The organism is Shewanella sp. 125m-7, from assembly GCF_052977045.1.
On record NZ_JBRILQ010000010.1, the window covers coordinates 34,661 to 46,833 of the forward strand.

Sequence of the window (12,173 nt, forward strand, 5' to 3'; positions counted from 1 at the left end):
TTGAAGGGATATAACTGGTTAAGCTGGAGAGTATTTTGGAATTTTTGTACGAATACGGTTTGTTTTTGGCCAAGGCTGTCACGATTGTCGTGGCGATTCTTGCGGTTGTTATTGTAGTGCTTGCTTCAACGATTAAACACAAGACGGATAAAGGTGAGCTTAAGCTGACAAATCTGAGTGATAACTTAAACTCACTTAAGCATGATTTGAAAGAAGAGTTGCTGTCTAAGAAAGCATTTAAGGCTTATGAAAAGCAATTAAAAGCGGATGAGAAAGCAAAAGAAAAAGAGCAAAAAGATAACGTAGAAGAAGCGGAGCCTAAGGTTTTCGTTGTTGACTTTAAAGGCAGTATCGATGCCAGTGAAGTGGCGTCATTGCGTGAAGAGATCAGTGCCATTCTAGCTATTGCCGAAAAGGGCGATGAAGTTATTGTTAATGTCGAAAGTGGCGGCGGTATGGTCCATGGCTATGGATTAGCGTCTAGCCAGCTTGACCGTTTAAGACAGGCTGAGATCCCACTCAGCATTTGCGTTGATAAGGTCGCTGCAAGTGGCGGCTACATGATGGCCTGTGTCGCGAATAAAATTTATTCTGCGCCGTTTGCTATTGTTGGTTCTATCGGTGTAGTGGCTCAGGTGCCAAACTTTAATCGTCTACTGAAAAAGCACGATATTGATTACGAGCAGCACACTGCAGGTGACTTTAAACGCACGCTTACCATCTTTGGTGAAAATACTGACGAAGGTCGTGAAAAATTCCAAAAAGAGCTAGAAGAGACCCACGTGCTCTTTAAAGAGTTTATTGCTAAATACCGTCCAGATTTAGACCTTGTTAAAGTGGCTACAGGTGAACATTGGTATGGTCAACAAGCGATTGAACTAGGCTTAATTGATGAGATTGCAACCAGTGACGACGTTATTATGAAGCTTGCGAATGAGCGGACTGTGATCAAAGTGCATTATCAGCTTAAGAAGACGTTATCAGATAAGATTGCCCATGGTGCATCATTGTCGTTTAACACTATTTTTAATCAGTTTGCAGAGAAAAACCAACCGCTTAAATAAGCGCGAGTGGATTTACTCCAATATAGAAAACCTGCCTAGTGCAGGTTTTTTTATGTGAGTTAGCTCATCTAGCGTGGTGCTAGACTAGTCTGTAGCTACCTATTCGAGACGCCGCACTTCTTTATAAGAGAAAGGGGCCCTATGGGCTCTACGATGACACCTGATGTGAACGGAATCACAAATGCCGTGGTGACACGGACGTCATAATGCGGCCTTGTCATCGGAGCTCGCAGTGGCATCTACACTTAGTCATCGACCTAATCAATTTAGCTCTATTTTTGACGCAAAGATTGAGCTTACCAGCTCACTTTTGGACAAAATCCATTTACCACGACGAATATGGCGAAGCCATGTGCTAATAAGCGAGAGCTAGGGATAGCGAACTGGCCGTTAAACACGGATGTTATTGGGATACGGAGCGCTACGCTACCCGAAGAAAAGTAATAGCTAGAACAAAAGCAGCGGCAAAAGGCTCGTCATCAAACATTTTGATCTTTTGCTCTAGGACCTTCTCCGTAACCTCCGTGAAAGCGCAGCGCTTCGTGGTGAGATTAACGCTTTGAGAAGAGTCATATTTTTTTAATATATTCAGGGCTCGCTGACTCTATTGTGGCTTCTTACTTAGAGCTTGCACAAATTAAAACTTGCCACTGTTATTCCAAGTATCTTCTGGACCTATTTCCTCCTGCACATCCCAATGTTCAACGAGTTTTCCGTCTTTTAGCCGAAAGATATCGCAAAATGCCCAATCCTTGTCATTCCAATGAGCAAGGCTCAAGGTCACCACAAAATTACCTTGGCCGATTAACTGATGAAGTTTAAGGTATCTCGCACCTTCACCACGAACCTTCTGTAAGTGTTTTCTTATCCCCTCCATCCCATCCCCAATTCTGGGGTTATGTTGGTCATATTGTTCGCTAGAGATGTAATTCATCACTGTGTCAAACTTGCCGCCCAGCAACACGTCATTAAAAAAGGCCTGTACAATTGCTTTGTTTTCATCGGTTTTACCGAGGTCTTCGACTTCGGTTGGACCATCAATCATGGAGCGACCTGAAACGGTCTCCTCAACGTAGGGTGCAATCACATCCCAATGTTCGATCATTCGGTCTTGGTCATCGGTGTCAAAGATATCGGCAGTAACCCATTTATTCGCGCCATTATTTAAGCTCTGATAAACATGAATGAAAACTTTTTGGCCATCATCGATAGCGCGAACCACCTGAATCTCACGTTTAGGGTTGCGCGCCATAAACGACTGGAAGAATGCGAGGAACCCTTCCTTTCCATCACCGACACCTGTGGAGTGCTGGATATAGCGCGCTCCTGTGTATTTATCGAGAGCCGCTTGTATGTCGCCATCTCTGATGCCTTCGAGATACAAACCCTTTGCGTTTGCTATTTTCTTGCTTTCTGTCATTACTCAGTTCCTCGTGTCTAATGTAATCTCCCGCGCCCCTTGAACCTTAGATGCTGCTCTTTCTCTTTGGTATTATGGCTAATTAATCATAGAGCACTAATACCATCTATGGATTGCAATTAATGAAGAATGCGATTAATCATGGGTGTCCCTGTTGGCTCGTTGAGCCTACAGGGACGTACTAGAGGGGAGTCTCAGCAGTGACTGCACATATGCCCGCAGCAGGCGATTAATAACTATTCAGCGTCAGTGCAGAACTAACTCCCCTATAACAATGATTCAAAAATAAATGTAATCAGCCTTCATTCGAAAGCTAACCCTTGTTCAAAGTAGAAGTGCACCACTCATTTCCAGTTTCAAATGTTGTTGGTTACCAATAAGCCTCCGGCTTTGCCGAAGGGGTTTAACTTATGCGGTTTGTTTGGTATATTTTATACAATGAGTTCTGTATGATGTAATTTTTAATAAAAAGGTAATATGATGGAAACAAATAACACAGATTGGCGCTATACGGTTATGCCGGCCGTGTTTACATGGCTAAAAGAGTCAGAATCCGGTGCCCTTGAAATTGACCTTGAAGCAACCCAAAAGTACGCTGCAGATATTTTGAAAGTTCAAGGTAAAGGCGGAACTAGAATGGGTGGGCTTGTCGGCTCTGGCACTCTAGGTGAGAATAGCTACCTAAGCTCTGAACAGCGTCTTTCTTTACTTAAAGCCCTTTCTGATGTTGCTAAACAATATAATGTTCCATTAATCAGTGGCGCTGCGGCCGAAACTAAAGAAGAGCTTGCCAAAATCGTTACGGAACTCGCGACGGTTGGCGTGGATACCGTAATGGTGATGCCACCCAAAACTAAGGAAGCGCCTTCTGATGAAGACATGTATGCTTACTATGAGCTTTCTGCAATAGCTGCAAAAGAGGCAGGCATAACAATTATGCCTTACAACAACCCTGATGCAGCCGGATATCATGCGCTTTCAACAGATATTCTTAGAAAACTTGCTGCTCTACCCGAAGTAACGGCTCTTAAAATATCAACTACAGATGTTTCAACTATTGAAACGCTGATGTTAGAAAACAAAGATTTAAAAATTCTGGCAGGTGTTGACACTGTCACTGTACATGCAGGACTTGCTGGCGCATGCGGTGGAATTACAGGCGTAGGTTGTGTATTTCCAAAAGCTAGTGTGACTATGCAGGAATATGTTAATAATGGAGAATGGGCTGAGGCAAACAAAATTTCTCAGGCTATGAATTCTATCTCATACCTTGATGCTCAACCATTGCTTATGGAATACCTTAAGTTTGCTTTTGGTATTCACCATAATGACGCTGATGGCGGTCTTCTTACCCTTGGTAAGAAGCTAACTCAAGAGCAAATTGATGATGTCCGCGCAAGATATCTTCTAGCGAAAGAAAGACTTGAAGTTCTGGGTTTAGCTGACTAATCCTTTCAAATCTTCAAAAAGAGAAAGCTCCGTTTTTACGGGGCTTTTTGTTTCCGCCTTCAGAATTAAAAAGCGTGCTTAATTTGGAGGGGTTATCAAGATATTCCTTTTTTTAAATCTTGTAGCCTACAGGCAAGTCATAATCGGTTATGCCTATTGCACCAATATCATGGTCTATTGCTTTCTTAAATAATGTAACAACGTAATTATCCCAGTCATCACCAAATTCATTTTTTAGCACTGAAGCTGGTGTATGAACATGTCAGTCCCATTTTCGCCACTCAGGACCCTTAGGATAAATTTGCATTATTAACTCCATTTAAAATTAAAACTTGTAGACTGAAAACATTTAGGTGTACGCAAAGTATACGAAAACACCATCGAGGAAGATAGACAGGCATAGCTCATAGACTATGCAAAAACCTTTCAGATCAGATGTTTTCGTTGAGCCTACAGGGACGTACTAGGGCCGAATCTCAGCAGTATCTGCACATACGTCGTTCCTTCACCTCTGACCCTCCTGGATATGGGCAATGTCATTATGATGTAGGGAGCATCATTGACCATGTGATTACGACATTCGGACATCCTGACCAGCACCAGCAGGCGATTGATAGCGATGAAGCTACCTGTTCAAACACATCATCTGGTAACACCAAATAAAAAATGCAATCAGCATCATTCGAAGGTAAGCATGTTTTTTTAAGCTTAAATTAATAAAAGGCTATTAATTCTTATTTAGATCCGTTAAGAATATTATTACCGTTCATCAGTTTTTGAGTGCAATGCAACAGGCCTGCAGTTATAAACCACATATGAGAGTAGGTGATCAGTCGTATCCTGCCTATGAGCTAAAGAACTTACTTTGCTATCTTAAACAGCATTATTCGCCAGCATCTGTCGCGCAGCTATATGCAGATATTGGCATCGGTGAGGCTGAACTGATGCTGAGTGAGTTTGTGTATGTGTGGCAGGTTGATTATGCAATGAGCTATATCCGCCGCTTGAGTCAAGACCCTGAGGTTGCAGCAAAGGCCGCAACGGCCTATCAAGTTAACGATCTTGACGTATTGCTGCCTTATTTGGCTGAATTTGACACGTTAGGGCAATGCTTACAGTTCGCGATTTCTCACCCTGAACTAGTGGGCAGCTTTTCAGACACCTTACTACGTAATTATGATGGTAAGCTTCATGTGAGATGGTTAAACACCAATAGAGTCGATACGCAGCGTTATAGTTGTCAGTTTCAACACAGTATCTGCTCTTTATTGGCGTTTGCTAAAGAGCTGACAAATAAGAACATCCGGCTCTGTCAGGTGAACTTTGCAGAGTCTGAGCGTGGGGCTGAGTTTCTCATTAGTCAGTCGGGCGCTAAAGTTAATTTTAACAGTGAGTTTTTTGAGTGGTCCATTGAGCACCGTTATCTTGAGTTACCGATAAATTTTCAGTTTGAGCTGACTGACAATAGCGTCTGTATCGATAGCTCGGCTTCTTATATTTCAGATATTTTGGCTATTTTACGCCAACAGGCTCCTGATCTACCCAGCATGGAGGCCATGGCTGAAACCCAAAATATTAGCGCCAGAACCTTTAGGCGCAAATTGGCCAATGCCAATACCAGTTATCAAAAGTTAGTGGATCAAGTTCGCTGTCAAATGGCGATAGACTTGATTCTAACGAGTGATTATTCAATTGATGAGATCTCGGATCTAATGGGGTTTAGTGACGTGAGCCATTTTCGTCAAAGCTTTAAACATTGGATAGGACATCCACCAGGGCACTTTCATCAATTAAATCGACCACTTACATCGTGATTATCGAGCAAGTAAGCGAGTGGCAATACGAACGCGAATCTTATTTCAGCGCGATTGCTGACCGTTACCAAGCTCCGGTGCCGTTTCATCGGTCCCATATCACCGATTAAATCGTCAGCATATAACCTCTGTCTAGCAAGTCAGCAAGTCAGCGAGTTAGTGAGTGGCAATACGAACGCCAATTTTTTTCAGCGCTATTGCTGACAGTTACCAAACTCAGGTGCGTTGTCATCGGTCCCATATCATCGATTAAATCGTCAGCATATAACCTCTGTCGAGCAAGTTAGCAAGTTAGCGAGTGGCAATATTCAGCGCTATTGCTGACAGTTACCAAGCTCCGGTGCCATTTCATCGGTCCCATATCATCGATTAAATCGTCAGCATATAACCTCTGTCTAGCAGGTCTGCGAGTCAGCAAGTCAGCAAGTCAGCGAGTTAGCGAGTGGCAATACGTACGCCAATCTTTTCAGCGCTATTGCTGACAGTTACCAAGCTCAGGTGCCATTTCATCGGTCCCATATCACCGATTAAATCGTCAGCATATAACCTCTGTCGAGCAAGTCAGCAAGTTAGCAAGTTAACGAGTGGCAATATTCAGCGCTATTGCTGACAGTTACCAAGCTCCGGTGCAATTTCATCGGTCCCATATCACCGATTAAATCGTCAGCATATAACCTCTGTCTAGCAGGTCTGCGAGTAGCAATACGAACGCCAATCTTATTTCAGCGCTATTGCTGACAGTTACCAAGCTCAGGTGCCATTTAATCGGTCCCATATCACCGATTAAATCATCAGCATATAACCTCTGTCTAGCAAGTCAGCGAGTTAGCAAGTTAGTGAGTGGCAATACGAACGCCAATCTTTTTCAGCGCTATTGCTGACAGTTACCAAGCTCCGGTGCGATTTAATCGGTCCCATATCATCGATTAAATCGTCAGCATATAACCTCTGTCGAGCAAGTTAGCGAGTGGCAATATTCAGCGCTATTGCTGACAGTTACCAAGCTCAGGTGCCATTTCATCGATCCATTGCTCGATTAACGCCACTGCATCAGTATGGGCGAGACTGCGACCAATTGGCGGCATCCTGTCTTTAGGCTCGTTTAACTCTTGCCTGTACACCAAAATTGAGTGGTCACCGTCACCGGGAATAATATCGTAAGATAGCCCTCGTGCGCCGCCATCCCAACCTGGAGGCTGTTTACAAATCCCATATTCAAAACGGGTATGGTCTACATAAAATCCCAATCTTAAACCTGAGAGACTGGCAAAGCCTTGAGGGTTATGACAGTGAGCACAGTTGATATCGAGATAACCTTTTGCTCGGGTTGTTAATGGCGCAGACTCATCAAAAATATCATAAGCTTTCCCCACATCAGCGAGTTCAGGTAGATCTGTGAGCAGGCCAGTTTGCTGCCAAAGACGCAATTGATTGATTTGAGCGCCTTGATAGTCGATAGGGCGATTGAGCAGATGAGCTTTTAAGCCGATAGGTTCGATACGACTGCTATCAGCGCTGGTTTGATGGCAGAGCTTACATTCGGCTCGGCTTGGCACGTGATAATCAAAACTTTGGCTTTCACCTTTATGGTTCAGGGAGTGTGGGACTTCTTTGCCTGCTATCTGCAGTTTTGCTTCGCCGTCTTGCCAAATATAGGGCAGAGTGGTCCAGCCGGTTTCTCTGTGGATCAATAGCCGGGTCTCAATGAGGATTTCGTTATTCGCACCAGTAACTTGGGTATCAAAGGGTAATGAGAAGGTCTTAACCAGTACCGTCCCAACTGGTAGATCAAAGGTGGCTGTGGGAGCAAAAGCGATCGTTTTGTCTTCTGGCACAAAAATGAAGCGATGCTTGCTGGCATAATTGGAAAAAAGCTGGGTCGATAGTTGGTAGCTTATTCCTGGCGTTACAGGGGAGCTTGTTGGAATACTGGGATCGACAAATAATCCATATTGCGCCAACGAGTCACACTCTTCATTCATCAGAGCTTCCCAGTTTACTTCTGTGGTATTGGCCTCGCAGCTTGATGTTGGATCAGGGCTAGGGTCTGGAGTTGGATCTGGAGTGACCGCTGGAGGAAGGTTGGGATCATTGAGCTGGGCTTGTTCATCTGAGCCACCACAGCCCGCCAATTGCCAGATTAATAATGGCCACAGTAGGACAAGTAAAAAACGTTTATGCATACATCAGCCACCATTTTTGTTGCTGTCAATTTTAGTGAGAAAAAAGGCCGGTGATTAGCCGGCCTTAGGTCAGTTACAAGCGTTTAGTTTGAGCAGCTTGCTTGTGGTAGACGCTTAATCCACTCGTTGATGAGGGCGACGCCCTCAGCGTGCGATAGGCTACGTCCAATCTCAGGCATTCTGTCGCCAGGGTCGTTGGTCTCCATTCTAAAGTGAAGAATCGACTCCTCTGGGCTACCTGGAACGATATCGAAACCGAGTGAACCACCGCCGTAAGCCACGGGGGATTTACAGGTACCGTGTGATAGACCCGCGTCTTCGGCGTAGGCTCTCCAGTACTCAAGCTTTAAGCCTGTATTAGAAGCATTACCCTCTGGGCGGTGACAATGAGCGCAGTTAATATCTAAATAACCTTTAGCGGTATCCATCAGCTCTGAATCTGATAACTGAGTAACACTTGCTTCATCGCCATCATTGTATGCTGGCACTGTATCAATGGTTGCAACATCTGGTACGCCTTGCAATATACCGGCGGCTTGCCACTTTAATAGCTGGTTCATGCTGCCGTCGCTATAGGCATAATCTTTATTCAGATAACGTGCTTTAGGACCAATTGGCACAAATTTAGCAGGGCTGTCTGCATCGGCTTTAAACTGATGACACTGCTTACACTGGTTCATACTCGGCACGACATAATCAAAGTCCATGTCAGTACCATTATGCATAACACTCTTACCTTGAATAGCTCCAGCTTTCGCTAATACTGCGTCAGATTTCTCAGCGTTCCATACATAAGGCAATGCCGTCCAGCCTGTTTCACGGTTGATAAGCAGACGTGTTTCCACTAGATCTTCATTAGCAATTCCGCGCTTACTGGTATCTGCCGGGAGCGCGAATGATTTCACGATGACAGTACCCACTGGGAAGTCCATCGACTCTGTTGCCGAGTAGTTGGCTTTCATTCCTTCAGGCACAAATACATAACGGTATTTACTTGAGTAATCAGTAAATAGCTGGGTATTCATATCGTAAGGGATACCACCAGAGTTTGGTGCATTGGTAGGATCTTTCATATCGGCAAATAAGTTGTAGTCAGAAAGACTTGGGCAGTTTGCTTTAAGTAGTGCATCCCAAGATGCATTAGCCCCTTCAGCTGTACATAGACTTAAGTCACCATCGCCGTCTAATCCACCTTCATTTTCGCCGATACTGCCACCGCCACCAACTTGGTTACCGCCATCACAACCTTCAGTTTCGTCATCCACACCACAACCAAAGATCTGATCGCCAAAGGTGACCGTATGTACAGGTAAACTAACTTGCTGGCAGTCCATGATGTCCGCTTGCGTTTTTTCAAACAGAAAGTCTGGACTGGTCGGGTCGGGGTTGTCATTGGAGAATAGGCGGCCAAAGGAGGCATCGCCGTTATTCTTGGCACAGATATTATCACTGCCATCCGCTGCAAAAGGCAGCTCTTGCAGGCCTAAATAAGCGGCAGTACCATTGTTTGATAGCATTTCACCTAAACCATCGTAAAGTACCGCAGGGAACTGGCCGCGGGTAAACAGATAGCCTTTAATGATGTCATCAATTAGGTAGCCATTTGGCTTTTTACCATAGCCTTCAATGACGTTATCGTGCAGATAGATATTACGCGGGGTTGCTCGCCAGCCATCTTCAATAGGTTGACCGGGTTGGCCATAGTTAGCGACAAATGTGGCCATATCAGGTTCGGCAATAAAGAAACTGGTTATCGCGACTCCCATGGTGTCGTGGTTGGTGATCTCGTTGTTGAAGATCTCGACATCGTCGGTAGACAGAATAATCATACCTGTTCCTGGTGGAACGATATGTACTCCAGCTGGATTAGCTGAGGCGTTAGCAAAGTTTTTAGTATTATTATCGTAGACTTTGTTATTGAAGATACGCACGCTTGAGCCGTACCTGTGGTTACCAATAGGTAAATCAAATACCAAAATACCACCGGTGTTGCCCATGGCTTCATTGTCATATACATCGGCATATTTTGAGTTTTCAATCTCAATACCCGCGACGTTTTCTTTAGCTATATTGCGGCGTACAACGATGTATTGTGACTGGCCAACGTAAATACCCGCATCGGCGCTACCGCGGACATAAGTATCTTCAATAAGGATGTTTTCACACTCTACAGGGTAAAGACCGTAGGCTCCGTTATCTTCATCTAGCTCACCCTCCCATACGGTAGCGAGGCGGCGCAGGATAATTCCATTGGTATTTTTAAGCTTAATACCATTGTTCTTCGCTTCGTTAACCGACATGTCTTGAATAATAATGTTGACCGCATTTTGCACAAAAATACCGTCACCTGAGTTAGCGTTTGAAAAATCCAGAACGGTATCTTCCATGCCGTAACCCATAATGGTCACATTTTTAGCGTAGCTTCCATCACCGTCCACATCACCGTCAAACAGCAGTGTCGATTCAATTTCAAAGTTGCCCTTAGGCAGAACGATGACATCGTTACTTTGTGCATTAATCAGGGCTTCTTGAATACGGATGGTGAGATTCTCGCCATCTTCAATCATGATGGCGCCTTCTGGGAACGTCGGGCCGGGATCTGGCGCAGGGGTGACAACTTCTGTCGTATCGTCTGCAACCACATTATCGTCATCGTCTGATGAACAAGCCCCCAAGCTTATTGCAACAGCGCTGGCTATCAAAGTTGGCATGAGCCAAGAAGGTTTCTTGTTGAACATAGCGTCTCCAAATTTATTTTTATTATGCAGCTACTAGATTGCACTGGCGTACAAGATAAGCAATGTGAAATGTGGACAACAATTTGATAACAAGGTGTTATCAATTGAGTTTTAGAGTCGATCAAACAAAGTGAGTGAGCTTAGGTACTGAAAAATAATGTGAAGCCCGTCACATTTAAACGCGTGTATGGATTCAGTGATATTTGGCTTATTGGGTTTTATTTTACCGAACTACAGCTGGTTTATTTGATCAAGCCTAAGCGCATGTTGAACTGCATGACAGAAAAGAGTTGCGAGGACAGTGCATCAATAAAAAATCCCTGACATGATTAATGACAGGGATTTTTTAGGAGTACAAAACTAATGTATTAATACGCGCTTAGATATCGATACCAAAGCCGATGATGAACTGATAGTCATCTTGCTTAGGGATAAAGTTATTCGAATCAGGTTGCGGGTTATTAATGCGGTCCCAAACGAAAGACAGATCTAAGTCGAATATGCTGGTTAGTTCGATGGCTAATGTTGCGATAGCATGGTGAGTATAGCCACCTGACTTTTCATTACCATATTGCACACGATATAAGGTATTAAAGTCGATATCGCTGGTGATTTCGGTGTCATAGACAGTTTCAATCACCATGGCTGCACTGCCATCGTCAGTTTCTTCGCCTTCAGCGACTTCGCCAAAACGGGTATAAGTGTATGCCGGACCACCACTGATACTCCATTGTGTTTTTGAGTTATCAACAAGGTTGTAACCGAGACCCGAACCGACAGTGATTCGATAATCAATGTTCGAGAAAGGATCTTTATAGATTTCAGCAAATACAGGTCTTAAGTAGAACTGTTTGGAGATAAACCAGTCAAAGTTGGTGTTGATACGATGGTTATTAATGCGATTTTCACCATCGGTTTTAGAGTAGTTGCCAATATAATCTAGGTTAAAGCGAGACTCGGTTGTACGGCGCATAGTTTTTGCGAGTGCGCTGTAATCGATTTGGTCTGTATTACCACTTCTAAAGTTGGCACCTAAGCTGATTTTATTCGACCAATAGTTAGCCTCAGACTGATCACCGGCAATAATTGTCATGATCTGCGAGTTATCAAACTCTTGACCATCGATATAAGACTTACCGTTCTCTACTAATAAACGTCCAGTCTGAGTACTAAGATCGGTAAAACCTATGCTGACAATGCCACTAGTTTGCAAAACTTTGACATCTTCCCAATCGATATAGACAGTATCGAGTTCATCACTTTCAAACTCTAGCTTATCGTCATAAAGATTTTTAATCTCACCTTTTAAAAGTTCAAGAGAGGTCAGTTGTAGCCAATCAAACTTGCTGTCAACGGGAGGATAAAGCTGTTCAGGTTTGAGTGATTGCTCTTGTGAGACCACTTCGTGGGAAACCGTGATTAGCTCTGCAGCAAAGGTCGAACTCGTATATAGAGCAGCGAAACAACTCGCTGCTAAAAGTGTATAGCGCATGTGGTATTCCATT

At 43.9% G+C, this 12,173-nt stretch carries 7 protein-coding genes; 3 read left to right on the forward strand and 4 right to left on the reverse strand.

Annotated features, from left to right (window positions below):
• The first annotated feature begins 35 nt into the window (after positions 1-35).
• Positions 36-1,064, forward strand: coding sequence for a protease SohB (gene sohB, locus ACVBIL_RS06830; protein ID WP_447166228.1), 1,029 nt, complete (start codon positions 36-38; stop codon positions 1,062-1,064).
• Between the two features lie 637 nt (positions 1,065-1,701).
• Here sohB and ACVBIL_RS06835 read toward each other — a convergent pair.
• Positions 1,702-2,484, reverse strand: a complete 783-nt coding sequence (locus tag ACVBIL_RS06835) for a nuclear transport factor 2 family protein (RefSeq protein ID WP_447166229.1) — start codon at positions 2,482-2,484, stop codon at positions 1,702-1,704.
• A 480-nt stretch (positions 2,485-2,964) separates the two neighbouring features.
• Between ACVBIL_RS06835 and ACVBIL_RS06840 the strand changes: the two genes are divergently transcribed.
• Both ACVBIL_RS06840 and ACVBIL_RS06845 read left to right on the forward strand, forming a co-directional pair.
• Positions 2,965-3,933, forward strand: a complete 969-nt coding sequence (locus tag ACVBIL_RS06840; protein ID WP_447166230.1) for a dihydrodipicolinate synthase family protein — start codon at positions 2,965-2,967, stop codon at positions 3,931-3,933.
• An 815-nt stretch (positions 3,934-4,748) separates the two neighbouring features.
• Entirely contained in the window at positions 4,749-5,747 is a 999-nt protein-coding gene (locus tag ACVBIL_RS06845; protein ID WP_447166231.1) for a helix-turn-helix domain-containing protein, read from the forward strand.
• 983 nt (positions 5,748-6,730) lie between these two features.
• Here the strand turns inward: ACVBIL_RS06845 and ACVBIL_RS06850 are convergent.
• The 3 genes from ACVBIL_RS06850 to ACVBIL_RS06860 form a co-directional block, all read right to left on the reverse strand.
• On the reverse strand, positions 6,731-7,930 hold the full coding sequence (locus tag ACVBIL_RS06850; RefSeq protein ID WP_447166232.1) for an SO2930 family diheme c-type cytochrome: 1,200 nt from the start codon (positions 7,928-7,930) through the stop codon (positions 6,731-6,733).
• An 83-nt stretch (positions 7,931-8,013) separates the two neighbouring features.
• Entirely contained in the window at positions 8,014-10,668 is a 2,655-nt protein-coding gene (locus ACVBIL_RS06855; protein WP_447166233.1) for a parallel beta-helix domain-containing protein, read from the reverse strand.
• A gap of 379 nt (positions 10,669-11,047) precedes the next feature.
• On the reverse strand, positions 11,048-12,160 hold the full coding sequence (locus tag ACVBIL_RS06860; RefSeq protein WP_447166234.1) for a DUF481 domain-containing protein: 1,113 nt from the start codon (positions 12,158-12,160) through the stop codon (positions 11,048-11,050).
• Positions 12,161-12,173: the final 13 nt, after the last annotated feature.